Consider the following 25,814-nt stretch of genomic DNA (forward strand, 5'->3'; position numbering starts at 1 on the left):
GCCATCGCAATTCATCTGGAGAGCCCCATCATGATCAAGTCGCGCGCTGCCGTAGCCTTCGCCCCGAACGAGCCGTTGAAAATCGTCGAAGTGGATGTGGAGCCGCCAAAGGCCGGCGAGGTGCTGGTGCGCATCGTCGCCACCGGCGTATGCCACACCGATGCCTACACCCTGTCCGGTGCCGATTCCGAGGGCGTGTTCCCGTCGATCCTAGGCCATGAAGGTGGCGGTATCGTCGAAGCCATCGGTGAGGGCGTGACCTCGGTGGCCGTCGGTGATCATGTGATCCCGCTGTACACCGCCGAATGCCGCACGTGCAAGTTCTGCCTGTCGGGCAAGACCAACCTGTGCAGCTCGGTGCGCGCCACCCAGGGCAAGGGCCTGATGCCCGATGGCACCACCCGCTTCAGCTACAACGGCGAGCCGATCTACCACTACATGGGCTGCTCGACCTTCTCCGAGTACACCGTGCTGCCGGAAGTGTCCCTGGCCGTCATCCCCAAGGAGGCGCCGCTGGAAAAGGTTTGCCTGCTCGGTTGTGGCGTGACCACCGGCATCGGTGCCGTGCTCAACACCGCCAAGGTGGAGGAGGGCGCCACCGTGGCGATCTTCGGCCTGGGCGGCATCGGCCTGGCGGCGATCATCGGCGCCAAGATGGCCAAGGCTTCGCGGATCATCGCCATCGACATCAACCCGGCCAAGTTCGACGTGGCCCGTGAGCTGGGGGCGACCGACTTTGTCAATCCGAAGGATTACGACAAGCCGATCCAGGATGTCATCGTTGAACTCACCGACGGCGGCGTGGACTACAGCTTCGAGTGCGTCGGCAACGTGCAACTGATGCGCGCGGCGTTGGAATGCGCCCACAAGGGCTGGGGCGAGAGCGTGATCATCGGTGTGGCCGGTGCTGGCCAGGAGATCAGCACTCGTCCGTTCCAGCTGGTGACCGGTCGCGTCTGGCGCGGCAGCGCCTTCGGTGGTGTCAAGGGCCGCACCGAGCTGCCGAGCTATGTGGAAAAATCCCAGAGCGGCGAGATTCCGCTGGATACCTTCATCACCCACACCATGGGCCTGGACAAGATCAACGACGCCTTCGACCTGATGCACGAAGGCAAGAGCATCCGCACCGTCATCCATTACTAACCAGCGGCAGCGTCAAGCCTCAAGCTGCAAGTCGCGCGCGTTGCTTGCAGTTTGGGGCTTGCAGCTTGACGCTGCCCGGAGGGCTTCATGGAAATCGTATCCAGCAACAAGAGCTTCGGCGGCTGGCACAAGCGCTACAGGCACCGTTCCTCCAGCCTCAACTGCGACATGGTGTTCGCCGTCTACCTGCCGCCCCAGGCCGAGCAGGGCGCCAAATTGCCGGTGCTGTACTGGCTGAGCGGTTTGACCTGTACCGACGAGAACTTCATGCAGAAGGCCGGCGCCCAGCGCATGGCGGCCGAGCTGGGGTTGATCATCGTCGCGCCGGACACCAGCCCGCGGGGCGAGGGCGTGCCGGATGACGCCAACGGCGCCTATGACTTCGGCCTTGGCGCCGGCTTCTACGTCAACGCCACCCAGGAGCCCTGGGCGCGTCATTACCGCATGTACGACTATGTGGTGCAGGAACTGCCGGCGCTGATCGAGGCGAACTTCCCGGTCTCCGGCAAGCGCGGTATCGCCGGCCATTCCATGGGCGGCCATGGTGCACTGATCTGCGCGCTGAAGAATCCGGGTCGCTACCAGTCGGTTTCCGCGTTTTCACCGATCGCCAACCCGGTCAGTTGCCCGTGGGGCGAGAAAGCGTTCAGCCATTACCTGGGCGAAGACCGTTCGCGCTGGCGCGAATGGGATGCCAGCCTGCTGATCGCCGAGGCCGCGGAAAAACTGCCGATTCTGGTCGACCAGGGCGACCGTGACGACTTCCTCGACGGTCAGCTCAAGCCCAAGGCGCTGGAGGCGGCGGCCAAGGCGGCAGGGCATCCTCTGACCCTGCGTCTGCAGCCCGGGTACGACCACAGCTATTACTTCATCGCCAGCTTTATCGAGGATCACCTGCGTCATCATGCCGAGGCGTTGGTAGGCTGATGCTTCTGGTCGGTAGCAAAAGCATTTCGCGGGCATGGACTGGGCGTCCCCGCCCGCTCCACAGATAGTTATTGAGCGGCTTTTTGGGAGCGGGCCATGCCCGCGAAGCGATATAGAGTTTAATGAATTAAAAGGGCGCTGCGAACCAGATCCGCAGCGCCCTTTCTTGTCGCCCAGCGATTACTCGCCCAGGCTGGAACGCAGCATCCAGGCGTTCTGCTCGTGCACGCCGATACGCGCCACCAGCATGTCGTGGCTGAACAGGTCGCCAGCTTCTTCGGCCAACTCCGCGAACTCGTTCATACGGCGGGCAGCGATTTCGTTGTCCAGCACCAACTGCTTGATCATCTGCGGCGTAGTACCGTGGGGCGCCTCGTTGTCGATCACGGTCAGCGAGCGGAAGGTTTCGCCACCGGTCGGCACCAGCTTGCCCAGGGCACGGATGCGTTCGGCGATCTCGTCAGCGGCCTGGTGCAATTCGTTGTACTGCTCGTCGGTCAGCTTGTGCAGGCCATAGAAGTTGGCGCCCTGCACGTTCCAGTGCACACCCAGGGTCTTCACGTACAGGGTGTAGCTGTCGGCCACTGCCTTGGTCAGCGCTTCGGCGACTTTTTCGCGAGCACCGCCATCGACGCTGGTGTTGATGCTCAGGCAATCGCCCTTGAGTTTCGACGGCGCGGTTTTCGGTGCGGCCTTGGCCTTGGGTTTAGCGACTGCCGGTTTCTTTACTACGGCCATGATGTTCTCCATGGTTGCTGGAAATCGTTGCTACCTCTTGTCGACTCCTGCAAGGGCAAAAACATTCCCACGTTTTTCGTCGTGGTGTCTCCCCCGAGGCGCTCCGTCGCGAGTAATCGGAGGGTGAAGCCACCTTTCGCCGGCCGATCGCGAGGGTGGGGATGCTCGAGGTTCCCAGGCCGCCTCGATCGCCGGCAAGTCCGCCTCGCCTTGCGCTTTCGGGTAGAATCGGTCTTTTTGCGAGGGCAACGGCTCATGCGGATTGGCCATGGTTACGACGTGCATCGCTTCGGCGAGGGGGATTTCATCACCCTGGGCGGCGTACGCATCCCCCACAGGTTCGGCCTGGTTGCCCATTCCGATGGCGACGTGGTGCTGCACGCGCTGAGCGACGCCCTGCTTGGCGCCGTGGCGCTCGGTGACATCGGCAAGCATTTCCCCGATACCGACCCCAACTTCAAGGGTGCCGACAGCCGGGTGCTGCTGCGCCACGTGCTCGGCCTGGTGCACGCCAAGGGCTGGAAGGTCGGCAACGTCGACGCCACCATCGAGGCCCAGGCGCCGAAGATGGCCCCCCATATCGAGACCATGCGCGCACTGATCGCCGAAGACCTGCAGGTCGAGCTCGATCAGGTCAACGTCAAGGCCACCACCACCGAGAAGCTCGGTTTCGTGGGGCGCGAGGAAGGCATCGCCGTGCACGCCGTCGCCTTGCTGGTCAGCGCATGACCGAACTGGAACTGCTCGGCCCGCGCGCCCATGGCGAACCCTGCGGGCACGCCGTGCTCAAGGCGACCGCCGAAGATTTTCAAGTCGACGAAGTGCTGGACATCGAGCTGTCCGGCGCTGGTGAGCACCTGTGGCTGTGGGTCGAAAAACGCGGGCTGAACACCGAGGATGCTGCGCGTCGTCTGGCGCGCGCCGCCGGTGTGCCGGTGCGGATGATCAGCTACGCCGGTTTGAAGGACAAGCAGGCGCTGACCCGGCAGTGGTTCAGCCTCCATCTGCCCGGCAAGCTGGATCCCGACCTGACGGCGGCCCAGGACGACACCCTGACCATCCTCAAGCAGGTGCGCCATACCCGCAAACTGCAACGGGGTGCCCACGCCGCCAATGGTTTCACCCTGCGCCTGACCGCGCTGCAGCCCGACCGGGCCGCGCTCGATCAGCGCCTGCAGGTCATTCGCGATCAGGGCATTCCCAATTACTACGGCGCCCAGCGCTTCGGGTACGAGGGCGGCAACGTGGCCCACGCCCGGCACTTCGCCGAGCGCGGCGAAGTGCCGGACAAGCGCAATGTGCGCTCGCGGGTGCTGTCGGCGGCGCGTAGCCTGGTGTTCAACCGGGTACTGGCCGAGCGGGTGGCAGCAGGCACCTGGAACCAGGCGTTGCCGGGCGATCTGCTGGCATTCACCGACAGCCGCAGCTTTTTCGCGGCCGGCGAGGCCGAATGCCGGGATCCTCGCCTGGCTGAACTGGATCTGCATCCCACCGGGCCGCTGTGGGGGGAGGGCGCTTCGCCCGCCCAGGGCGGCACCGGCGATCTCGAGCAGCGCGTCGCCACTGCCGAGGCGCAGCTGACAGGCTGGCTCGCACAAGCGGACATGGCGCACGAACGGCGTATCCTGCGCCTCCCCATTAGCGGTTTGACGTGGCATTATCCCGAGCCTGACATTCTGCAACTGGAATTCGTTCTGCCGGCTGGATGTTTCGCCACCGCTCTGGTGCGCGAAATCGTCGAGCTTTTGCCGGCAGGGCAGACGGACAACCCATGCGTATTCTGATTTCTAACGATGACGGCGTGGCCGCACCGGGCCTCGCCGCGTTGCACGCTGCGCTGGCCGATTACGCCGACTGCACGGTGATCGCTCCCGACGGCGACCGCAGCGGCGCCAGCAGCGCGCTGACCCTGGATCGCCCGCTGCACCCCTGCACGCAGGCCAATGGCTATATCAGCCTCAATGGCACGCCCACCGACTGCGTGCACCTGGGCATCAACGGCCTGCTGCCCGATATGCCGGATCTGGTCGTGTCCGGCATCAACATGGGCCCCAACCTGGGTGACGACGTGCTGTATTCGGGTACCGTCGGCGCCGCCCTGGAAGGCCGCTTTCTGGCCCGGCCGGCGTTCGCCTTCTCGCTGGCCTCCCGTTCGGCCGAGAACCTGCCCACGGCAGCCCATTTCGCCCGCCGGCTGGTCGCGGCCCACGAGCAGCTCGACCTGCCGCCGCGCACGGTGCTCAACGTCAACGTACCGAACCTGCCGCTCGATCGTATCCGGGGCGTGCAGCTGACCCGCCTGGGCCATCGGGCCCGCGCCGCCGCACCGGTAAGGGACGTCAACCCGCGGGGCAAGGCCGGCTACTGGATCGCCGCCGCCGGTGATGTCGAGGATGGCGCCGAGGGCACCGACTTCCACGCCGTGCTGCAGGGTTACGTGTCGGTTACTCCGCTGCAGCTCGACCGCACCTATCAGGAAGGACTCAACCGCCTCAGACCCTGGCTGGAGGGGTTGATGACATGAATCGGGAGCATGACCGCCACGGGATTGGCATGACCTCGCAGCGCACCCGCGAGCGCCTGATCCAGCGACTTTACGATGAAGGGCTGTCCAACGCCGGCGTGCTCGAGGTGATCAGGCGCACGCCGCGTCATCTGTTCGTCGACGAGGCCCTGGCCCATCGTGCCTACGAAGACACGGCGCTGCCGATCGGTCATAACCAGACCATTTCGCAGCCCTACATGGTGGCCCGCATGAGCGAGTTGCTGCTCGCCGCCGGCCCGCTGGACAAGGTGCTGGAGATCGGTACCGGCTCCGGTTATCAGACGGCGATCCTGGCGCAACTGGTCGAGCGGGTGTTCACCGTCGAGCGCATTCAGGGCCTGCAGGAACGGGCGAAGGAACGATTGGTCAAACTCAGCCTGCGCAACGTGGTCTTTCGCTGGGGCGATGGTTGGGAGGGCTGGCCGGCACTGGCGCCTTACAACGGCATCATCGTGACCGCCGCGGCCTCGGAAGTGCCCCAGGCGCTGCTCGATCAACTGGCTCCAGGCGGTCGCCTGGTGATTCCCGTTGGTTCAGGTGACGTTCAGCAACTGTTATTGATCATTCGCGAGGAACAGGGTTTCTCCCGGCACGTACTCGACGCGGTACGGTTCGTGCCCCTGCTTAACGGCCCACTGGCCTGATTCGAATCGAACGGATGGATGCATGAAGAAAACCCTGTTGCTCTATACCAAAGGAATGGCCATGGGCGCGGTCGACGTGGTGCCTGGATTCTCCGGCGGCACCGTTGCCCTGATCACCGGTATATACGACAAGCTTCTTGCTTCGCTCGCGGCCATTCCCCAGGCGCTGATGCTGCTTCTGCGTGGTCGTGTGGTGGCAGCCTGGCAGGCATGCAACGCCACCTTTCTGCTGGTGGTGATGCTGGGCATCCTCAGCAGCATCCTCACTCTGGCGCGGGTCATCAGTTACCTGATGCACGAGCACCCCATACCGCTGTGGGCATTCTTCTTCGGCTTGGTACTGGTTTCCGTCTACCTGGTAGGGCGGGAGGTCACTGCCTGGCGCACCAACCGGGTGGCCAGCTTCGCCGTCGGCCTGGCATTCGCGCTGTGGATTACCCTGGCCGCGCCCATGCAGCTGGCCGCTGACCCGCTGACGCTGTTTCTGGCTGGCGCCATTGCCATCAGCGCGATGATCCTTCCGGGGATCTCTGGCAGCTTCATTCTGGTGCTGCTGGGGCTGTACCCGGTGGTGCTGGGGGCGATCAAGAACCTCGATGTCGCCGTGCTGGCGGTATTCTGCGCCGGCTGCATGCTTGGCCTGCTGGTCTTTTCGAAGGCGTTGAGCTGGCTGCTCTCGCACGTGCGCGACCTGACCATGGCCTTTCTCGCCGGGCTGATGCTCGGTTCGCTGGTCAAGGTCTGGCCCTGGAAGCAGACCCTGACCTGGCAAACCAATCGTCATGGTGAATCGTTTCCACTCGAGCAGGTCAATCTACTGCCATGGCAGTTTGCCGATGCCAGCGGCGAGGGTGCGCAACTGCTGCTGGCCATCGTGCTGAGCCTGTGCGCCATCGCGCTGGTTCTGGGTGTTGAATGGCTGGCGCGCCGCCGCCAGGTTGAAGAGGTGTGACGTTTCGGCGTTCGTTACCGGTCGCTCGAGGCCGTTTGCAAGGGAGATTGGGGTGAGTTCCACAGCCAAGCAAGGACATCGCTCCTCGGGCATGCTGCGCAACCTGCTGGTGCTGACGGCCATGGGTGCGTTGCTGGCCGGCTGCGCCAGCTCGCACTCCGGTGGTGTGCAGGTCGTCGATCGCAACAGCACGGCGTCACAGCGCCAGCCGGTGACCTCCGGCCAGTACCGCGTGCAACGTGGGGACACACTTTACTCGATCGCCTTTCGTTACGGCTGGGACTGGAAAGCGCTGGCTGCCCATAACGCCATTGCGCCGCCGTATCTGATTCGCGTTGGCCAGGTGATTCGTTTCGGTTCGGGCAGCGCGAGCAGACCCGTTACGGCCTCTGCACCGAGCGTCTCGACGCCAGTGGTGACCACGCCCGGCCGGCCCTCCACGCCGGTGCAGGCGCCCCCGGCGCAAACTACCAGCCGTCCGCCGACACCAGTGGTGGTAACCCCTGCCACCACGCCAGTGGAGCCCGTTCAGCGTTCGGCGACAGGCTGGGCATGGCCCGCGAGTGGTGCGATTATCGGCCGTTTTTCCTCAAACGGTAGTTTGAATAAAGGCATTGATATAGCAGGTGAATTGGGACAGCCTGTCCTTGCTGCGTCTGGTGGATCCGTTGTCTACGCCGGGAGTGGGTTACGGGGCTACGGCGAATTGGTGATCATCAAGCACAGCGATACCTACGTGAGTGCCTACGGCCACAACCGCAGGCTGTTGGTGGGTGAGGGGCAGCAGGTCAAGGTCGGGCAACAGATTGCCGAGATGGGTTCCACGGGAACTGACCGGGTGAAGCTTCACTTCGAAATTCGCCGCCAGGGTAAGCCGGTAGATCCAATGCAATACCTGCCACGTCGTTGATCTGTCGCTCGTTCACCCCTTCACGTGGGTTGGACGGGCTCTGATGTTGCCAAGGAGACGCGCACATCAGGGCTTGCTGGTCGAACTCAGCAAGGGACGGAACAATAAAATGGCACTCGATACCAAGGTAGCGCCGGAGTTTGACATCGATGAGGACGTGCTCCTGATGGAGCCGGATATCGATCTTTACGAGGCTAACGACAAGGCGCCTACTGCCAAGGTCGCCACGCGGAGCAAGACCAAGCAGCCCAGTGGCAGCAAGCAGCACAAGTACATCGACTACACCCGGGCGCTCGACGCCACTCAGCTGTACCTCAACGAAATCGGTTTCTCCCCGCTGCTCACCCCTGAAGAAGAAGTGTTCTTTGCGCGTCTGGCGCAGAAGGGCGACCCCGCGGGGCGCAAACGCATGATCGAAAGCAACCTGCGGCTGGTGGTGAAGATCGCCCGGCGCTACGTGAACCGCGGGTTGTCGCTGCTGGACCTGATCGAAGAAGGCAACCTCGGCCTGATCCGAGCCGTGGAGAAATTCGACCCGGAGCGCGGCTTCCGTTTCTCCACCTACGCGACCTGGTGGATCCGGCAGACCATCGAGCGGGCGATCATGAACCAGACCCGCACCATCCGACTGCCCATTCACGTCGTCAAGGAACTCAACGTCTACCTGCGCGCCGCGCGGGAGCTGACCCAGAAGCTCGATCACGAGCCTTCCCCCGAAGAAATCGCCAACCTGCTGGAAAAGCCGGTGGGCGAGGTCAAGCGCATGCTGGGCCTCAACGAGCGCGTTTCCTCGGTGGACGTGTCGCTGGGGCCAGACTCCGACAAGACGCTGCTCGACACCCTTACCGATGATCGCCCCACGGATCCCTGCGAGCTGCTGCAGGACGACGACCTTTCGCAAAGCATCGACCAGTGGCTTTCGGATCTGACCGAGAAACAGCGCGAGGTGGTGGTGCGGCGCTTCGGCTTGCGCGGGCATGAGAGCTGCACGCTCGAGGAGGTCGGCCAGGAAATCGGCCTTACCCGTGAGCGCGTGCGGCAGATTCAGGTCGAGGCCCTCAAGCGCTTGCGCGAGATACTCGAGAAGAACGGCCTTTCCGCCGACTCGCTGTTCCAGTAACACCCGGCCTGCCAGGCCCTGGGCCAGTCAGCCTGCTGACTGGCTTTTTATTGTCTGTGGTAGGACGAGAATGAAAACGGCGCCTCAAGGGCGCCGTTTTCAATAGGCCGGTTACGCCGGCACGGCATCGCGCAATTGCAGCAGCGCATCCGACTGCGCCTGAACGGCGCGGTATTGCTCGGCATCCTTCACCAGCACCGAGGCCGGTGCCGGGAACATCTCGTTCAGCTTGCTGCTCCACTCGGCCGACGCCGCCTGCGCGGGGAAGCAGCGGCGAATCAGGTCGAGCATGATCGATACGGTCACCGAAGCACCTGGCGAGGCGCCCAGCAGGGCGGCGATGGAGCCGTCCTGGGCGGCCACCAGTTCGGTACCGAACTGCAGGATGCCGCCCTTCTTGGCGTCCTTCTTGATGATCTGCACGCGCTGGCCGGCAATCTCCAGGCGCCAGTCGCTGGCCTTGGCCTCCGGATAGAAGCCGCGCAGCGTATTGAGACGTTGTTCCTGGGACTGCATGACTTCCTTGACCAGGTATCGGGTCAGGTCGAAGTTGTCGCGGGCCACCGCCAGCATCGGGCCAATGTTGTTCAGGCGCACCGACATCGGCAGGTCGAGGAACGAACCCTTCTTCAGGAACTTGGTGGTGAAGCCGGCATAGGGCCCGAACAGCAGCGACTTCTTGCCATCGACCACGCGGGTGTCCAGGTGCGGAACCGACATGGGCGGCGAGCCGACTTCGGCCTGGCTGTACACCTTGGCCTGATGCTGGTTGACCACTTCCGGGTTATCGCAGCGCAGCCACTGGCCGCTGACCGGGAAACCACCAAAACCCTTGCCTTCGGCGATACCGGACAGCTGCAGCAGGGGTAGGGCGCCGCCACCGGCACCGAGGAACACGAAGCGGGCCTGGATCTGGCGGTGGTTGCCGCTCTTCTGATCCTTGGTGCTCACCCGCCAGCCATGCTCGTTGCGGGTGAGGTCGGTCACCCGCTGGTTGAAGGTCACGCGCGCCTCGCTCTGCTGAACCAGGTGGTCGAGCAGGCTCTTGGTGAGCGCACCGAAGTTGACGTCGGTGCCGTTGGCCACGCGGGTCGCCGCGATCGGCTCGTGCGGGTCACGGCCCGGCATCATCAGCGGCATCCATTCGTTCATGGTGGCGCGGTCTTCGCTGTACACCATGTCCTCGAAGGCGTGGTGCACGTGCAGCGCCTCGAAGCGCTTCTTCAGGTAGTCGATGCCTTTCTGGCCGCGAACGAAGCTCAGGTGCGGAACCGGGTTGATAAAGGACTTGGGCGCGCCAAAGGTGCCTTTCTTGACCAGGTAGGCCCAGAACTGCTTGGATTCCTCGAACTGGGCGTTGATGCTCACCGCCTTCTTGATGTCGATGGAACCGTCGGCGGATTCGGGGGTGTAGTTGAGCTCGCAAAGGCCGGCGTGGCCGGTACCCGCGTTGTTCCACGGGTTGGAGCTCTCCGCCGCACCGAAGTCCATCGCCTCGACGACTTCCAGCTTGATGCCCGGATCGAGCTCCTTGAGCAGCACGGCCAGCGTTGCGCTCATGATGCCGGCACCGACCAGCACTACATCTACAGCTTCGTAATCGTTCTGCGCCATTACCACATCTCCAAAAAATCAGCGTCCAGTCATAGGCCGTCGGCCTGGGCGGCAAAGCGCCTGTCAGCGGTTGCAGAGCTGTATTGAGGATTGGAATGACGGGAGGAGGTCGCCGTGTCCTGCCGCAAGATGATTCATATGTTCGCCACACTCTTGTGAAGTTATTGAAACCGTCTTTTCACGTTCTTTTGGAACGCGAACCTCAAAAGTTCATGTGCCTGTTGGGCCGTTCCAGCCGGCAGATGTTCCGCGAAAACGCGGCACTGCATGGCGGCGGCCTCTGATATCGAGCAGCACGAAGTGGGCGACTCTCTGTGGCGTTGCCGATGGCATGACTGCATCAGCGGTACGGCGATGCCGATCAGGAGGCGTCCTTATAATCGGGGCGCGATTATAAGGCGAAAGCGCGGGAAGTGATCAGGTGCGTGTGACTTTTATTGCACCCGCCACCGGGGTACGAAAACGCCCTGGCGGGCGCTCAGCGGCGGGTGAATGCGCTTGTAGGCAAGGGCGCGCCGAGCCAGGTCAGGCGCTGTTCGTTGACCTCGTGCCAGCCTGCAGGCCCCGGCGGCTGGGCGCTCTGGCGAAATGCACGGCAGATGCCCTGTTCATCGAGGCGGGCAAAAATGCGCGGGTTTCGGGTGTTGAAGATTTTCTGCAGGAGGGCACGCATCAAACAAGCTCCGTTCATGCAAAGCGACCAAAGTCTTATACCGTCGGCATGTGACGAGGAGGTGACGCGGAACCGTGCTCACCGTTTACAGGTCGATTCGTTATACTTCGCGAGCCTTAAGCGCCCCTCATGGAGAACCGAGTATGAATCGCCTGTTGTTTGGTCTGGTTGCCCTTATCAGTCTGGCTCTTGTCGGTTGTGCCCACAGCCCGCAACAGCTCAGCCCGCAGCCCAGGCTGATCGGATCCTTGACTCCTGTGGGTCAGGGCCAGCCGGTCGTGGTGCGTGTCGTCGATGGGCGTCCCTCTCCGGTGCTGGGTACCCGTGGCGGCCTGTACCCGGAGACCAGCGCCATCAGCGTATCGGGCCAGGACGTACTGCCCAAGCTGCAAGCCCAGGCCGAGGCGGCCGTGCGCCTGCTGGGCTTCACCCCGTCGGCCAATGCCTACAACGCGCCGCAGCTGACCCTGACCCTGGCCGAGCTCAAGTACCAGTCGCCCAAGGAAGGCTTGTACGTCACCGAAGCCAATATGACCGCCAGCTTCCGCGCCGACGTGCAGAACAGTAATCGCCGTTACAGCGGTCGCTACGGTGCCTCGCTGAACCAGCGTTTCGGCATGGCGCCGAACCAGGAAACCAACACCAAGCTGGTCAGCGACGTGTTGAGCGATGCACTGACGCGGGCCTTCAAGGACCCGACCCTGGGGCAGATCCTCAGCGGTCAGTGAGCCTGACGGCAGCCAAGAAAAAGGTTCATCACGGATTGCCGGGAAAGACGCTCTTGATCTTCATGAAAAAGAATTCGCTATCCCGGTAACCGTACGGCATCCGCTTGATCACCTTTATTCGATTGTTTATTCCTTCCAACTGACCGGTGTGCATCGGCCAGCGAACCCGGCTGATGATGCCCCGCCAGTAAGTCTTTAGTCGTTTGGCGAACTGGATCAGAGCCGGTAGTTCGCTTTCCTGGGCATGGCGCAGCCATTGCTTCCAGGCCGATCGCCAGGCCCAGGCAGTACTCGGCGTCCAGAGTGTTTTGAGTTCAGCCTTCATCAAATAGACCGTCATCAACGCTTGGTTGGCGGCTAGCAGGTCCTCCAGACGGACCTGTTGTTCCGGCGCTTTCAAGTTCTGCGGATTGCGCAGCAATAGCCATCGCGCCTGCTTGATGACCTTGCGGGCAGGCTTGTCGTGGCGCAACCGGTTAGCCTCGTCGACGCGGACCCGATCAATCACCTCTCGGCCATATTTGGCCACCACATGGAAGAGGTCGTAGACCACTCTCGCGTTGAGACAGTGCTGACGAACCTCCAGGTCAAAAGCGGTGTTCATGTCCATCGCCACCGCTTCGATTCGAGCACAACCCTCTGGCCCCAGTTCTTCGAAGAAAGGCCTGACTGCCGCTCGGCTGCGGCCTTCACCGATCCACAGCACTCGCCGGGTATCCGCATCCAGCACCACACTGGCGTAACGATGACCTTTGAAAAGGGCGAACTCGTCCATCACTAGGCGTCGCGGTTGCGCCTTTGGCAAAACGCTCAACGCCGCTTGCAAGGCTCGACGCTCCAGCAACCGAACGGTGTCCCAATGCAGCCCGAACATCTGAGCCACGTGTAGCGTGGGAAGGCGCTCGCAGGCTTGAATGACTGCCTCGGCTAAGCGGCGCGTCATGCGGGCATAGCGGTCCAGCCAACTGACAGCCTCCATGCGCTTGCCGCAGTCACGACAGCCCACCCGCCTGAGCAACACGCTGAGGCGCACCGCACGGCCGAGAATCGGCAGATCGCGAATGGTTCGTTCGCAATACTCATGAGTGGTTGAACAGGGCTTTTGGCAGCCGCCACAGGAAGGGAATCGGGTGGCGTGGGGAATCAGTTCGATCTGAAGCGCGTCGCCATCAGGCTTGATCGTGACGACAGAAAAGCCCTCCCAAAAAGGAAGGAAAGTATTAATATCGCGCATAAGAACGCCGGTTTGGTAGATGTGTTTGCTCGCACGAACATCATCAATCAAATCGGCGTTCTTGTTTCTGTGTTTCCCGGGATTCCGTGAAGAACCAAGAAAAAGCCCCGACCTGTCGGGGCTTTTTCTTGCTCGCGCGCCGCTGCGATCAGAGCGGCAGGCCAGCCTTGATGCGGTACTGGTTGCGTACCGGCATCGCGTACTGAAGGATCAGGTAGGGCTGTTGCTCGCTCGGGCAGCGGCTCAGGCGCTGCTGCCACTGCTCCCTGGCGGCAGCCAGCTCGGCGGCGCCGAACAGTGACTCGGCTGCCGGCACCTCCAGTTGCGCATCGCGCTCGCTCCACATGGCATAGGCCAGGTAATGCACGGGGAACAGGCGGTAGCCGCTGAGGATCTGCGCATCGGTCAGGGCGGCCAACTGCTTGGCGTCCTCGAAACCACTGGTGATCGGGTCGCCGAAATGCACGTGCACGCGCCCCTTGTAACCGGTGATGCCCAGGCCGATGCTCTTGTCATCCTCGCCCGGCTGCTTGGTGTAGCTACCCGTGGTGGCGCGGGTGTACAGCTCGCGGGCCTTGGCCTGGTCGCAGGGGTCATACTCGTAGCTGATCGATACCGGAGTGAGCTTGAGGCTGGCGATGACCTCGGCGAAGGGTTCGTCCTTGCGGCTCATATGGAACATCTTGAGGATCGCCGAGTCGGTGCGGTCGTCACCGTCCTTGGCGCGGCCTTCGGCCTGGGCGATCCAGATCGACTCGCCATCCTGGCGGATCGAATGGCTAATGTACGCCGACAGCAACTGGTAGGCGGCGAGTTTTTCGCGACGACCGGCAATCGAGCGATGCACGATGAAGCTCTTGTTCAGACGCATCAGATCGCTGACGAAGGGCTTCTGCAGCAGGTTGTCGCCAATGGCGATACGCGGTGTCTGCAGGCCGGCGTGGTACACGGCGTAGTTGACGAAGGCCGGGTCCATGACGATGTCGCGGTGGTTGGCCAGGAACAGGTAGGGGTTGCCGGCCTTCAGGGTTTCCATGCCCGAATAGCTCACGCCATCGGTGGCGTGCTCGACGGTGCGGTCGATATAGGGCTCGATGGATTCCTGCAGGGCGCGAACCGAGCCGATATGGCGGAACTGCGAACGCAGCCGATGGGCTATAAGAGGTTTGAGCAGCCAGCCAAACGGGCCGGCCAGGCGCGGAAAGCGAAACTGGGTAAGGATGTCGAGAAACGCATCGTCGGCCAACAGGCGCGCCAGAACCGCTGGAATTTCCGCGTCGGCATAGGGTCGGATGCTGTCGAATTCGCCCATCATGATCTCTTGTGATTATCGCTGCGATTGAAGAGTGGAAAGCGCTGGACCCAGTGCCGTAATCACCCGTGACGGCAACTCGAGGCGCAGCAATAGACCGCCCATTATACCCTGCAAGTCACACGGAGGCGCCCCATGTTGGAAACTCAGGATTATCACTGCCCCAACTGCGGCGAGCCGGTCGAGGCGGTACTGGACTTGTCGGCCGGTGACCAACAGTACATCGAGGACTGCCCGGTGTGCTGCCGGCCCATCGTGTTCCTGCTCGAAACCGATGGCCAGAGTTGGCAGCTGGATGTACGGGGGGAGAACGATTGATGAAGCGCGTCTACGAACCGCGGGATCTGATGGAAGGCGAGTTGCTCAAGGCCGTGCTGGCCAGCGAAGGTATCCAGGCGCATCTGGTCGGTGCCCATCTGGCTGGCGCGGTGGGCGAGCTGCCGGCGTGCGGCCTGCTCGGCCTGCTGGTCGAGGACGCCGACACCGAGCGCGCCCGCTGGCTGATCGCCGAGTACAATGGTGCGCAACCGCTACCCGGTGACGAGCCGGACAATGTTCAGGGCGTGCTGCTGTGTTGAACAGCGGGCGCACCCACCCATCCCGATGAGTCTTTCATGAGTGGACGCTTCGCGCTGTTTCGCTGGACCCCCGCCTTTGCGGCGCAGCCAGGTTTTCCCGCTGACCAGCAGCCCCACTGGAACTTCGCGCCTGGCTCCCAGGTGCTGTTATTGCGCAGCGACCATGAACAGCCTGCGCTGGTTCGCGCGCGTTGGGGGTTGACCCCCCCCTGGCTGAAGGATCTGTCGAAAACGCCGGCCCACGCCCGCGCCGAAACCCTGGTCGAGCAGCCGATGTTTCGCGACGCGTTTCGCCTGCGCCGCGGCCTGATTCCGGCCAACGGCTTTTACGAATGGCGCGGTGCTGCGCGCAAGAGGCCGTACTGGCTGAGCAGCGAGGAGTCGCTGCTGTATTTCGCCGCGGTCTGGGAGGCCTATCCCGTCGAGGGGCAGGTTTACCTGAGCACGGCGATGATCACCCAGGCGGCCGCGACGCTGCGCCGCCCGTTGGTTCTCAGTGCACACGACAGGCAGCGCTGGCTGGCGGCCGACACACCGCTCGAGGAGCTGCAGGCGCTGCTCGTCGGCAGACCGCAGCCCCTGCGGGAACGGGTATTGAGCAATCTGGTCAATGATCCGAAGCTCGACGGGCCGGAGTGTCTGACGCCTGCCTGAGGCATTGGCCTGTGCTTGAATACGGCAGCCTCAGCAGGCCGCTGAACAACCTAGGCGAGGCAACTGACGCGAGGCTATTTTTAACGACGCGGCGGCAACGTAGGTAGTTTTTCAACAGCCTGCTAGCATACCTCGCTCAATTTCCCAGGGAGCTCCAGCATGAAATCGTCGTTGTCCATTACCACGCTGACCGCGGCACTGCTGCTGGCAGGATGCCAAGCCGTCAACACCACCAGCGGTGGGGCGGTAGGTGTCGAGCGCAAGCAGTACATGTTCAGCGCGCTGTCGACCGATGAGGTCAACCAGATGTACGCCCAGTCCTACCAGGAAACCCTGCAGAAGGCCTCCAGCCAAGGCGTGCTGGACAAGACCAGTGCCGATGCCAAACGCCTGCAGCGTATCGCCGATCGGCTGATCAAGCAGGCGCCGTTGTTCCGCCCGGATTCGGCGCAGTGGCAGTGGGACGTCAACCTGATCAAGAGCCCTGAGCTCAATGCCAACTGCGGCCCCGGCGGCAAGATCATCTTCTACAGCGGCATCATCGAGAAGCTGAAGCTCACCGATGACGAAATCGCTGCGGTCATGGGTCACGAGATCGCCCACGCCCTGCGTGAGCATGGCCGCGAGGCGATGTCCAAGGCCTATGGGCTGAACATGGCCAAGCAGGGCGCTGCCGCGCTGCTGGGCGTGAGCTCGGATCAGATGGCACTGGCCGATGCAGCGGTGAACTACGGCATGACGCTGCCCAACAGCCGCAGCAACGAGAACGAGGCCGACCTGATCGGCCTGGAGCTGGCTGCCCGTGCAGGCTTCAACCCCAACGCGGCGGTCACCCTGTGGGAGAAGATGGCCAAGGCCAGCGAAGGGGCGCCGCCGGAGTTCATGAGCACCCACCCGTCCTCGTCGAGCCGTATCGCCTCGCTGCAGGCAGCCATTCCCAAGGTCATGCCGCTGTATCAGCAGGCCAAGAAAAGCTGATCCTCGCGACTTTGGCAGCCATGAAGCGGGCCGGTTAGCCAACCAGGTAGCTGGTCGTGCTCTGGCCACTCGGGCTTCGTTCGAGGCCGCTGTCTGGATCGGCAGCGGTCTCGAACCGTTCACCAGCCGTTCAGGATCCCGCTCAACAGCATCGCCTGGTAGGCGGCATAGACCGCCAGTGCCGCGAAGGCGATGGCGGCGAGTCGGCGAATCAGGGTGAGCGGCAGGCGGTCGGCGGCGAAGTTGCCGGCCAGCACCACCGGCACGTTGGCGATCAGCATGCCCAGCGTGGTACCGAGCACCACCATGATGAAGTGCGGATACTGGGCGGCGAGCATGACCGTCGCCACCTGGGTCTTGTCACCCATCTCCGCCAGGAAAAAGGCGATCAGCGTGGTCAGGAACGGCCCGTAGCGCTTGAGGTTGGAGCTTTCGTCGTCATCGAGCTTGTCCGGGATCAGCGTCCACAGCGCCACGGCGATAAACGAGGCCGCCAGGATCCAGCTCAGCAGCGCCGGCGATAGCAGGCCTGCTACCCAGTTGCCCACTGCGCCCGCGGCCAGGTGGTTGGCCAGGGTGGCGACCACCATGCCCCAGATGATCGGCCAGGGCCTGCGAAAGCGCGCGGCCAGCAACAGCGCGAGCAGCTGCGTCTTGTCGCCGATTTCCGCCAGGGCAACGATCAGGGTGGGAACGAAAAGAGATTCCAGCATCGAGGTTCCTAAAGGGGCGGGTAGACACGGCTATGACACGTACAGCCTTCCCGCCCCGGGTAAGGTGTTCGTGTCATAGGTCTTGTCAAACCCTGTGCGGCGTTCGAGCCGAACGGCGCCGATCCGTCTGGGCGGATCTTGGGTCGCACGCACCATGGTCAGCCGACCAAGTATGTTGATGCATGCCGGGCGAGCGGGCGCTCGCGGGAGACTACTCCCCTAGGACGCGCGCATTCTGCCCAAACGCCGTTCGTTGGGCAAGGCCTGCGCCGCTGTGCCGCAGGCGCGGGCCTTCACGGGTTGAGCGCCTGGTAGATACGGAAACCATCGGCGTCGGCCAGGGTGTGGCAGGCGCCGATATGTCTTTCGATCAGCGGTGGGTACTTGAGAAAGCGGTTGGCCACCAGGCGGATCTCGCCGCCCTTGCGCAGGTGTTGCGAGGCCTGGCGCAACAGGTCTTCGCTGGCCTGATAGTGGGTATGCACGCCCTGGTGGAAGGGTGGGTTGCTGAGGATGGCGCTCAGCTCGACGGGGGCCGCGGCGATACCATCGCCGCTGATGACATCCGCCTGCAGGCCATTGGCCGCCAGCGTCAGGCGGCTGCTTGCGACGGCGAAGGCATCGACGTCCAGCAGGCTGACCTGGCTGTGCGGATAGCGGCGTTTGAGTACCGCACCGAGCACGCCGGCACCACAACCGAAGTCGAGCAGATGACCGCCTGGCAGCTGATCCAGATGCTTGAGCAGCAGTGCGCTGCCGATATCCAGCCGGCCGTGGCTGAACACCCCTGGCAGGGTGACCACTTCGAGGGGGCCGTCATCGAGCGGCAGGCTGTAGCGCTGGGCCAGCGAGGCGAGAGCGGGTTCTGCAGGCGCCTGAGCCACGCGCACCTGCCACAGCTGGCAGTGGCGCGCGCTGTCGAGTTTGCGCGGCGTGCCGTAGGCGGCCATCTGTTTGGCCGCGCGCTCGACACCGGCGCGCTTTTCGCCAACCAGGTAGAGCAGCTTGCCAGGCAGGCGGGCGGCCAGGGCGTCGAGCAGGTAGGCCGTCAACTCGCGGGATTTGGGCAGGAACAACACCGCCGTCTCGAAACCAGGTGCCGGTGGTGCGACGTCGAAGGTGCTGCGCCCGGCGAAGCGCGCCTCGAGCCTCGCCTGGTCACCGGCGTGCCAACCCCAGCCCGAGGCCTGGGGCAGGTGTGCCAGCAGATCATCGGCCGGCAGGCCCGCGAGCAGGGCGGGGCCAGCGAACAGCTCGGCCTGGCGCAGCAGCACTTCACTTCGCGGATCCATCAGATCTAACCCCGGCAAAAGCGCGAAGGGTAGGGGCCTGGGCCGCAAGCTGCAAGCCCGACGCGCCAGGCGATCAGTTGACCTGGCGTTTGGCCTGCCCGGCGAAGAAGCCCGCCGCGTCTTCCGCCAGTTGGCCAACGATCCGCTGGCGCGCTTCGCGGGCGCCCCAGGCGCTGTGGGGGGTGATGATCAGGCGCGGGATGTCGGCAGCCAGCAGTGGGTTGCCGTCTTTGGGCGGCTCCTGAGTCAGCACGTCGGTCGCCGCGCCGCCGAGCTTGCCCGCGCGCAGGGCATCGGCCAGCGCCTGTTCGTCGATCAGGCCGCCTCGGGCGGTATTGATCACGAAAGCGCCAGGCTTGAGCAAGGCCAGCTCCCGGGCGCCGATCAGGTTGCGGGTCTGTTCGGTCAGCGGGCAGTGCAGGGTGAGGGCATCGACCTGGGCAAGCAGTTCATCCAGCGGCAGGCGATCGGCCCGCGGCGGGCGGCCAGGCAACTGGCCATAGCGCACGCGCATGCCAAAGGCTTCAGCCAGCCTGGCGACGGCGCTACCCAGCTCGCCGTGGCCGAGCAGGCCCAGGGTCTTGCCTTCGAGCTCGACGATGGGGTGGTCGAGCAGACAGAACATCGGCGACTGCTGCCAGCGGCCAGCGTGGATATCGCGCTGATAGTCCGGCAGGCTGGTGGCCAGGGCGAGCAGCAGCGCCAGGGTGTGCTGGGCCACCGAGGGCGTACCGTAACCCTGGCAATTGCACACGGTCACGCCGTGGGCCCGTGCCGCGGCGAGGTCGACGTTGTTGGTGCCAGTGGCCGCGACCAGTATCAGCTCGAGATCGGGACAGGCGGCCAGCACGGCCCCGTCGATCACCGCCTTGTTGCTGATCGCCACACGGGCCCCCTGCAAACGCTCGATGATCTGCGACGGGCTGCTCTGGTCGTGCAGTACCAGTTCGGCGAACGGTTCCCGCAGCGGGGCCATGTCCAGATCGCCGAGGTCGAGGGAGCGATAATCGAGAAACACCGCGCGGCCTGTTTTACTCATCAGCTGTACCTTTCGGGCTGTCCTGTCGGGAAGTAAAGTGCAGCCTATCAGAAGCGCGCCGCCGCCTGCCCACAGCCGGGGCGCGCGGCCATGGGTGAATCGTCAACAGACCCTAGCCTCTGCCCATCGATCAATCAGCCGATTCCTGGAGTTGCCGTGTACTGGATGGAGTTCTTCACCGTTGCCCTCATTCACCTGCTGGCCGTCGCGAGCCCGGGGCCGGATTTCGCCATCGTGGTGCGTGAAAGCGTGGCCCATGGTCGCCGCGCCGGGGTGTTCTGCGCGCTAGGCGTCGGCACCGGGATCTTCGTTCACGTGGCCTATTCGCTACTAGGCATCGGCCTGATCGTGTCCCAGTCGATCGTGCTGTTCAACGCGCTGAAGTGGCTGGCTGCCGGCTACCTGCTGTACATCGGCTTCAAGGCGCTGCGCGCCCGACCCGCCGCGCCCGGGCCGCTTCAGGAGCAGGCCACGGCCCCGGCGAGAACGCCCCGTGGGGCGTTCGTCACCGGGTTCGTGACCAACGGCCTGAACCCCAAGGCGACGCTGTTCTTCCTGTCGCTGTTCACCGTGGTGATCAACCCGCACACCCCGCTGCTCGTGCAGGGCGGTTACGGTGTCTACCTGGCCGTTGCCACGGCAGTGTGGTTCTGCCTGGTGGCGATGCTGTTCAGCCAGCAGCGCGTGCGCGACGGCTTCGCGCGCCTGGGCCACTGGTTCGATCGGCTGATGGGCGCGGTGTTGGTCGCCTTGGGGATCAAGCTGGCGTTCACCGAGCTGAAATAAGGGGCGCGATTGCGCCCCCAGGCCCGCTTCTTACAGCACTTCAACCGCGACCGCCGTCGCCTCGCCGCCGCCGATGCACAGCGAGGCGATGCCGCGCTTTCCGCCGGTCTGGCGCAACGCGTTGATCAGCGTGACGAGGATGCGCGAGCCGGTCGAGCCCACCGGATGGCCCTGGGCACAGGCGCCGCCGTAGATATTCACCTTGGTGTGATCGAGGTCGTGTTCGCCCATGGCCAGCATGGTGACCATGGCGAAGGCCTCGTTGATCTCGAACAGGTCGACCTCGTTCTTTTGCCAGCCGGCCTTGTGCAGCACCTTGCTGATGGCGCCGATGGGGGCGATGGTGAATTCGCTGGGATCCTGGCTCTGGGTGGCATGCGCGACGATACGGGCCAGCGGTTGCAGGCCGCGGGCGCGGGCCTGCTCGGCGCTCATCAGCAGCAGCGCGCTGGCGCCATCGGAAATCGAGCTGGCATTGGCCGCGGTGATGCTGCCGTCCTTGCTGAAGGCCGGTTTCAGGCTGGCGATCTTGTCTATCCTGGCGTTCAGCGGCTGTTCGTCTTCGCTGACCTGAATGTCACCCTGGCGAGTCGTTACGGTCACCGGGACGATCTCGGCGGCCAGCGCACCCGATTGCATGGCCTGCTGCGCACGGCGTAGCGATTCGATGGCGTAGGCGTCCATCGCTTCGCGGGTGATGCCGTAGCGGTCTGCGGTTTCCTGAGCGAAGGAACCCATCAGGCGCCCGGTGCGGGCGTCCTCCAGCCCATCGAAGAACATGTGATCCTTGACCTCGCCGTGGCCCATCCGCAGGCCACCACGTGCCTTGGGCAGCAGGTAGGGAGCATTGGACATGCTCTCCATGCCGCCAGCAACCATCACCTCGGCGCTGCCGGCCTTGATCAGGTCATGGGCCAGCATCACTGCCTTCATGCCCGAGCCGCAGAGCTTGTTGATGGTGGTGCAGCCCGTAGCGCTCGGCAGACCGGCGGCGAGCGCAGCCTGGCGAGCAGGCCCCTGCTTGAGCCCGGCGGGCAACACGCAGCCCATGATCACTTCCTGCACCTCGCCGGGGTCGATACCCGCCCGGGCGATGGCGGCGCGAATCGCCGCGGCACCAAGATCCGTTGCGCTCAGCGAGGACAGGCTACCCTGAAAGCCACCCATCGGCGTGCGCGCGCCGTTGACGATAACGATATCCGACATGTATCCACCTCAATCTGCAGTAAGGGGCGAAACCGGCCCGCTTGTCATAGTGAGCAACACAATCATCCTATCGGCTGATTGAGTGAGCGCTGGCACAGGCTACCGTTGGCAAGGTGCCATCTCCGCTCCGGTTTCGCTTCATCTTCGTCGCTTCCAACAATAGCCCAGAACAGGTGAGCCCATGTTGCAGACCCGCATCATTCCCCCCGCCGCGAATGCCCACCCATACCCGCTGCTGATCAAGAGCCTGCTGCTGTCGGGCAGCCGTTATGAGCGACATCGCGAAATCGTCTACCGTGACACCCTGCGTTACAGCTACGCGACCTTCAACGAGCGGGTGGCGCGGCTGGCCAACGTGCTTACCCAGGCCGGCGTGAAGGCCGGCGACACGGTGGCGGTGATGGACTGGGACAGCCACCGTTACCTGGAATGCATGTTCGCGGTACCGATGCTGGGGGCGGTGCTGCACACCATCAATATCCGCCTGTCGCCCGAGCAGATTCTCTACACCATGAATCACGCCGAGGACCGCTTCGTGCTGGTCAACAGCGATTTCGTCACGCTGTATCAGGGCATCGCCGGGCAACTCACCACGGTCACCGGCACCTTGCTGCTGAGCGACACTGCCACGGCCGCTGGCGAACTCCCCGGCTGCGTCGGCGAGTACGAGAGTCTGCTGGCGGCTGCCGAGCCGAGCTACGCGTTCGCCGATTTCGACGAGAACTCCGTGGCCACCACCTTCTACACCACCGGCACCACCGGCAACCCGAAGGGCGTGTATTTCACCCACCGGCAACTGGTGCTGCATACCCTGTCCATGGCCACCACCCTGGGCAGCCTGGACAGCATCCGCCTGATGGGCAATGCCGACGTGTACATGCCCATCACCCCGATGTTTCACGTGCATGCCTGGGGCGTGCCCTATGTCGCCACGCTGCTGGGGGTGAAGCAGGTCTATCCGGGGCGCTACGAGCCGGAGATGCTCTGCACGCTGATCAAGAACGAGCAGGTGACCTTCTCCCATTGCGTACCGACCATCCTGCAGATGCTGCTGGCCGCGCCTGGCGCCCAGAGCCATGACTTCAAGGGCATGAAGGTGATCATTGGTGGCAGCGCGCTCAACCGCGCCTTGTATGAGGCCGCCAAGGCCAGGGGCATGCAGCTGACGGCGGCCTATGGGATGTCGGAAACCTGCCCGCTGATCTCCTGCGCCTACCTCGACGACGAGCTGCTCGACGGCAGCGAGGAGCAGCGCACCGCCTACCGCATCAAGGCCGGGGTGGCGGTGCCGCTGGTGGAAGCGGCGATCATGGACAGCGAGGGCAGGCACCTGCCCGCCGATGGCCAGACCCAGGGCGAACTGGTGTTGCGCGCCCCCTGGCTGACCCAGGGTTACTTTCGCGAAGCGGAAAAGGGCCGGGAGTTGTGGGCCCATGGCTGGTTGCACACCGGCGACGTGGCCACCCTGGACGACAGGGGCTTCATCGATATTCGCGACCGCCTCAAGGATGTGATCAAGACCGGCGGCGAGTGGATCTCCTCGCTGGAACTCGAAGACCTGATCAGTCGCCAGCCGGCGGTTCGCGAGGTGGCCGTGGTCGGCGTGGCCGACCCGCAGTGGGGCGAGCGCCCGTTTGCCCTGGTGGTGGCGAAGGAGGGCCAGGCTCTGGACGCCAGCATTCTCAAGGAACACCTCACGCCTTTCGTCGAGCAGGGGGTCATCAACAAGTGGGCGATTCCCTCGCAGATCGCCCTTGTTACCGAAATTCCCAAGACCAGTGTGGGCAAGCTGGACAAAAAACGTATTCGCGTTGATCTCGCGCAGTGGCAGGAGGCCGGAGGTGCGTTTTTATCGTCCCTGTAAGGCACGAATTTCAACGGCAAAAATGTGACTGATCAGTCAAACAAACGTTTGGCTTGCTAATTGCTGGTTTCGGGCCATCCTTGGCTTGTCACGGATGGGACTGATCCCTCTAAACCGGCGAGCCAGAGTGTCTCGGGCACTGCAAGCACACCTGGCAAGGCTCGCTGGCTTTAGTCAATCAGCCATAACAAAAACAAATGGAGTAGCGTCGATGACCAACACAACAAGGCCGTTCTGGCGTCTGGCAAAACTGCCGCTGGCCGTCAGCCTCGCATCAACTCTTGCCAGCCCGGCATTCGCGGTGAATTTCAATATCGGGGAAATCGAAGGGCAATTCGACTCGTCGCTGTCGGTAGGGGCCAGTTGGTCGACAGCCAAGCGTGACGATCGTTTCATCGGCGAAGCCAACGGCGGCACCGGCTACACCCAGACAGGTGACGACGGGCGTCTCAACTTCAAGCGTGGCGAAACATTCTCCAAGATCTTCAAGGGTATCCATGACCTGGAGCTGAAGTACGGCGACACCGGTGTGTTCGTGCGGGGCAAATACTGGTACGACTTCGAGCTCAAGGATGAGTCGCGTCCCTTCAAGGACATCGACGACGACGGCCGCAAGCCGGGTGCCAAGTCCGCTGGGGCGGAATGGCTCGATACCTTCGTGTACCACAACTACAGCATTGGTGATCAGCCCGGTTCCGTGCGCCTTGGTAAGCAGGTGGTGAGCTGGGGTGAAAGTACCTTCATCCAGAACAGCATCAACTCGATCAACCCGGTTGACGTTTCCGCCTTCCGACGCCCCGGCAGCGAGGTCAAGGAAGGTCTGATCCCGGTCAACATGTTCTATGTCTCCCAGAGCATCACCGATCGCTTGTCGATGGAGAGCTTCTACCAGCTGAGCTGGAAGCAGACGGTCGTCGACAACTGCGGGACCTTCTTCTCGACCGCCGATGTGGCGGCCAATGGCTGCAACAACAACTACAACATCCTCAACAGCAGTCTGGTCGGCTTGTTGCGTGGCGTCGATGCCCTGGCAGCCGGGGCGCCGGCCCTGGCGCCGATCGGCGCGTCGGGCGCCGGTGTGAACTACACCCAGGAAGGTATGGTGGTGCGCCGCGGCAAGGACAACACCGCACGCGATGACGGGCAGTGGGGGTTGGCATTGCGCTGGCAGGGCGACAACACCGAGTACGGCGCGTACTTCATGAATTACCACAGCCGCACGCCGTTCCTCAGTGTGCAGAATGCCGATGCGGCCGCCCTGGCGAGGATTGGCGCGGCAGCTCGCAGTATTTACAACACCCTGGGTATTGGCGCCGCGGGCAGCCCTGCAGCCTGGGTGGGATCAGGCAATGCATGGCTCGGCGCCGCGCCACCTGCCGCTTTCGCAGGCCCCCTGGGCGCTCAGGCGCGCACGCTTGCCGGCGCTGCGGTGGCCGTGGGTAACGGCAGTTACTTCATGGACTACCCCGAGGACATTCGCCTTTATGGCCTGAGCTTCTCCACCACGCTGCCTACCGGCACGGCGTGGCAGGGTGAAGTCAGCTATCGCCCGAATGCACCGGTGCAGATCAACACCCAGCAACTGACCCTCGCCCTGGCTGGCGCGGCGGCCGGCACCTCTGCGCCGGGAGCGGTGCAGAAGGGCTACGACCGCAAGGAAATCACCCAGATCCAGACCACCTTCACGCACTTCTTCGATCAGGTAATGGGCGCTGACCGCCTGACCCTGGTGGGCGAGGTCGGCTTCGCGCACGTTGGCGGCCTGGAAGGCAAGGATCGGAACCGCTATGGCCGTGACCCCATCTATGGCATCACCGGCAGTGCGGTGGACCCTAACGAAACGTCCATTGCCCGTTATGGCGACCATGGTTTCACCACCGCCAACTCCTGGGGTTATCGCATGCGCGGCATCCTCGACTACAGCGATGTGTTCGCCGGTGTGAACCTGCGGCCCAACGTCGCCTTCTCCCACGACGTGGACGGCTATGGCCCCAACGGGTTGTTCAACGAAGGTGCCAAGGCCGCCAGTCTGGGCGTCGATGCCGAATATCAGAACACCTACACCGCGACCGTCGCCTACACCAACTTCTTCGATGGTCGTTACAACACCCTGGTTGATCGTGACTTCCTGGCCCTCAGCTTCGGTATGAACTTCTAAGCGCCC

The 25,814-nt window shown here is 63.5% G+C and carries 26 protein-coding genes and 1 riboswitch; of the genes, 17 read left to right on the forward strand and 9 right to left on the reverse strand.

The features are described from left to right. Positions 1 to 30: 30 nt before the first annotated feature. Both SA190iCDA_RS08020 and fghA read left to right on the forward strand, forming a co-directional pair. The gene (locus SA190iCDA_RS08020) at positions 31 to 1,143 is read left to right on the forward strand and encodes an S-(hydroxymethyl)glutathione dehydrogenase/class III alcohol dehydrogenase (protein WP_070884095.1); all 1,113 of its coding nucleotides are present in this window, start codon (positions 31 to 33) and stop codon (positions 1,141 to 1,143) included. A gap of 87 nt (positions 1,144 to 1,230) precedes the next feature. After that, positions 1,231 to 2,070: an S-formylglutathione hydrolase gene (gene fghA, locus SA190iCDA_RS08025; RefSeq protein ID WP_070884094.1), complete on the forward strand. Its 840-nt coding sequence runs from the start codon at positions 1,231 to 1,233 to the stop codon at positions 2,068 to 2,070. Between the two features lie 180 nt (positions 2,071 to 2,250). Here the strand turns inward: fghA and SA190iCDA_RS08030 are convergent, their stop codons facing one another. Beyond that, entirely contained in the window at positions 2,251 to 2,808 is a 558-nt protein-coding gene (locus tag SA190iCDA_RS08030) for a Dps family protein (RefSeq protein WP_070884656.1), read from the reverse strand. 255 nt (positions 2,809 to 3,063) lie between these two features. Here SA190iCDA_RS08030 and ispF point away from each other — a divergent pair, with 255 nt between their 5' ends. The 7 genes from ispF to rpoS all read left to right on the forward strand — a co-directional run bounded on the left by ispF (position 3,064) and on the right by rpoS (position 8,979). Further along, positions 3,064 to 3,537, forward strand: a complete 474-nt coding sequence (gene ispF / locus SA190iCDA_RS08035) for a 2-C-methyl-D-erythritol 2,4-cyclodiphosphate synthase (protein ID WP_070884093.1) — start codon at positions 3,064 to 3,066, stop codon at positions 3,535 to 3,537. Then, the gene (gene truD, locus SA190iCDA_RS08040; RefSeq protein ID WP_070884092.1) at positions 3,534 to 4,592 is read left to right on the forward strand and encodes a tRNA pseudouridine(13) synthase TruD; all 1,059 of its coding nucleotides are present in this window, start codon (positions 3,534 to 3,536) and stop codon (positions 4,590 to 4,592) included. Before ispF ends, truD begins: the two co-directional genes overlap by 4 nt. Next, positions 4,580 to 5,332, forward strand: a complete 753-nt coding sequence (gene surE, locus SA190iCDA_RS08045; RefSeq protein WP_070884091.1) for a 5'/3'-nucleotidase SurE — start codon at positions 4,580 to 4,582, stop codon at positions 5,330 to 5,332. Before truD ends, surE begins: the two co-directional genes overlap by 13 nt. A 29-nt stretch (positions 5,333 to 5,361) precedes the next feature. Next, complete coding sequence (locus SA190iCDA_RS08050; protein WP_167364665.1) at positions 5,362 to 5,997, forward strand: protein-L-isoaspartate(D-aspartate) O-methyltransferase; 636 nt, start codon at positions 5,362 to 5,364, stop codon at positions 5,995 to 5,997. A gap of 22 nt (positions 5,998 to 6,019) precedes the next feature. Continuing rightward, on the forward strand, positions 6,020 to 6,949 hold the full coding sequence (locus tag SA190iCDA_RS08055) for a DUF368 domain-containing protein (RefSeq protein WP_070884089.1): 930 nt from the start codon (positions 6,020 to 6,022) through the stop codon (positions 6,947 to 6,949). Between the two features lie 91 nt (positions 6,950 to 7,040). Next, entirely contained in the window at positions 7,041 to 7,859 is an 819-nt protein-coding gene (locus SA190iCDA_RS08060; protein WP_070884088.1) for a peptidoglycan DD-metalloendopeptidase family protein, read from the forward strand. Positions 7,860 to 7,968: 109 nt separating this feature from the next. Further along, positions 7,969 to 8,979: an RNA polymerase sigma factor RpoS gene (gene rpoS, locus SA190iCDA_RS08065; protein ID WP_070884087.1), complete on the forward strand. Its 1,011-nt coding sequence runs from the start codon at positions 7,969 to 7,971 to the stop codon at positions 8,977 to 8,979. Between the two features lie 111 nt (positions 8,980 to 9,090). On the opposite strand, the gene mqo is transcribed toward rpoS, so the two are convergent. Then, complete coding sequence (gene mqo / locus SA190iCDA_RS08070) at positions 9,091 to 10,593, reverse strand: malate dehydrogenase (quinone) (RefSeq protein ID WP_070884086.1); 1,503 nt, start codon at positions 10,591 to 10,593, stop codon at positions 9,091 to 9,093. Between the two features lie 478 nt (positions 10,594 to 11,071). After that, on the reverse strand, positions 11,072 to 11,266 hold the full coding sequence (locus SA190iCDA_RS08075; RefSeq protein WP_070884085.1) for a hypothetical protein: 195 nt from the start codon (positions 11,264 to 11,266) through the stop codon (positions 11,072 to 11,074). Between the two features lie 143 nt (positions 11,267 to 11,409). On the opposite strand from SA190iCDA_RS08075, the gene SA190iCDA_RS08080 reads away from it, so the two are divergent. Next, positions 11,410 to 11,994 carry a YajG family lipoprotein gene (locus SA190iCDA_RS08080; protein WP_070884084.1) on the forward strand — a complete coding sequence of 195 codons (585 nt, stop codon included), beginning with the start codon at positions 11,410 to 11,412 and terminating at the stop codon, positions 11,992 to 11,994. Positions 11,995 to 12,022: 28 nt separating this feature from the next. On the opposite strand, the gene SA190iCDA_RS08085 is transcribed toward SA190iCDA_RS08080, so the two are convergent. Next, on the reverse strand, positions 12,023 to 13,228 hold the full coding sequence (locus SA190iCDA_RS08085) for an ISL3 family transposase (RefSeq protein WP_329610181.1): 1,206 nt from the start codon (positions 13,226 to 13,228) through the stop codon (positions 12,023 to 12,025). 148 nt (positions 13,229 to 13,376) lie between these two features. Continuing rightward, positions 13,377 to 14,540, reverse strand: a complete 1,164-nt coding sequence (locus SA190iCDA_RS08090; RefSeq protein ID WP_070887967.1) for a 1-acyl-sn-glycerol-3-phosphate acyltransferase — start codon at positions 14,538 to 14,540, stop codon at positions 13,377 to 13,379. 135 nt (positions 14,541 to 14,675) lie between these two features. Here SA190iCDA_RS08090 and SA190iCDA_RS08095 point away from each other — a divergent pair, with 135 nt between their 5' ends. From SA190iCDA_RS08095 to SA190iCDA_RS08110, 4 genes are all read left to right on the forward strand, one after another. Next, positions 14,676 to 14,858 (forward strand): CPXCG motif-containing cysteine-rich protein, encoded by a 183-nt coding sequence (locus SA190iCDA_RS08095; protein ID WP_070887966.1) that lies wholly within the window; start codon positions 14,676 to 14,678, stop codon positions 14,856 to 14,858. Further along, the gene (locus SA190iCDA_RS08100; protein ID WP_070887965.1) at positions 14,858 to 15,118 is read left to right on the forward strand and encodes a DUF2007 domain-containing protein; all 261 of its coding nucleotides are present in this window, start codon (positions 14,858 to 14,860) and stop codon (positions 15,116 to 15,118) included. Before SA190iCDA_RS08095 ends, SA190iCDA_RS08100 begins: the two co-directional genes overlap by 1 nt. Before the next feature lie 36 nt (positions 15,119 to 15,154). Beyond that, positions 15,155 to 15,772: an SOS response-associated peptidase gene (locus tag SA190iCDA_RS08105; protein WP_070887964.1), complete on the forward strand. Its 618-nt coding sequence runs from the start codon at positions 15,155 to 15,157 to the stop codon at positions 15,770 to 15,772. A 159-nt stretch (positions 15,773 to 15,931) separates the two neighbouring features. Next, entirely contained in the window at positions 15,932 to 16,750 is an 819-nt protein-coding gene (locus SA190iCDA_RS08110) for a M48 family metallopeptidase (RefSeq protein ID WP_070887963.1), read from the forward strand. A gap of 119 nt (positions 16,751 to 16,869) precedes the next feature. Here the strand turns inward: SA190iCDA_RS08110 and SA190iCDA_RS08115 are convergent, their stop codons facing one another. From SA190iCDA_RS08115 to SA190iCDA_RS08125, 3 genes are all read right to left on the reverse strand, one after another. Next, complete coding sequence (locus tag SA190iCDA_RS08115; RefSeq protein ID WP_170834001.1) at positions 16,870 to 17,460, reverse strand: TMEM165/GDT1 family protein; 591 nt, start codon at positions 17,458 to 17,460, stop codon at positions 16,870 to 16,872. A 91-nt stretch (positions 17,461 to 17,551) separates the two neighbouring features. After that, positions 17,552 to 17,698: riboswitch (yybP-ykoY riboswitch) on the reverse strand. A gap of 58 nt (positions 17,699 to 17,756) precedes the next feature. Beyond that, on the reverse strand, positions 17,757 to 18,755 hold the full coding sequence (locus SA190iCDA_RS08120) for a class I SAM-dependent methyltransferase (RefSeq protein WP_070887961.1): 999 nt from the start codon (positions 18,753 to 18,755) through the stop codon (positions 17,757 to 17,759). Positions 18,756 to 18,828: 73 nt separating this feature from the next. Continuing rightward, entirely contained in the window at positions 18,829 to 19,794 is a 966-nt protein-coding gene (locus SA190iCDA_RS08125; RefSeq protein ID WP_070887960.1) for a 2-hydroxyacid dehydrogenase, read from the reverse strand. Positions 19,795 to 19,950: 156 nt separating this feature from the next. On the opposite strand from SA190iCDA_RS08125, the gene SA190iCDA_RS08130 reads away from it, so the two are divergent. Next, a complete protein-coding gene (locus SA190iCDA_RS08130) occupies positions 19,951 to 20,580 on the forward strand; it encodes a LysE family transporter (RefSeq protein ID WP_070887959.1) in 630 nt (209 codons plus the stop codon). A 30-nt stretch (positions 20,581 to 20,610) separates the two neighbouring features. On the opposite strand, the gene SA190iCDA_RS08135 is transcribed toward SA190iCDA_RS08130, so the two are convergent. Further along, positions 20,611 to 21,786 carry an acetyl-CoA C-acyltransferase gene (locus SA190iCDA_RS08135; RefSeq protein ID WP_070887958.1) on the reverse strand — a complete coding sequence of 392 codons (1,176 nt, stop codon included), beginning with the start codon at positions 21,784 to 21,786 and terminating at the stop codon, positions 20,611 to 20,613. A 181-nt stretch (positions 21,787 to 21,967) separates the two neighbouring features. Between SA190iCDA_RS08135 and SA190iCDA_RS08140 the strand changes: the two genes are divergently transcribed. Beyond that, positions 21,968 to 23,650, forward strand: coding sequence for a fatty acid--CoA ligase (locus tag SA190iCDA_RS08140; RefSeq protein ID WP_070887957.1), 1,683 nt, complete (start codon positions 21,968 to 21,970; stop codon positions 23,648 to 23,650). Positions 23,651 to 23,861: 211 nt separating this feature from the next. Further along, positions 23,862 to 25,808 (forward strand): DUF1302 domain-containing protein, encoded by a 1,947-nt coding sequence (locus SA190iCDA_RS08145; RefSeq protein WP_070887956.1) that lies wholly within the window; start codon positions 23,862 to 23,864, stop codon positions 25,806 to 25,808. Positions 25,809 to 25,814: the final 6 nt, after the last annotated feature.

Origin of the sequence: Pseudomonas argentinensis (assembly GCF_001839655.2) — a bacterium.
GTDB classification, from domain to species: domain Bacteria; phylum Pseudomonadota; class Gammaproteobacteria; order Pseudomonadales; family Pseudomonadaceae; genus Aquipseudomonas; species Aquipseudomonas argentinensis_B.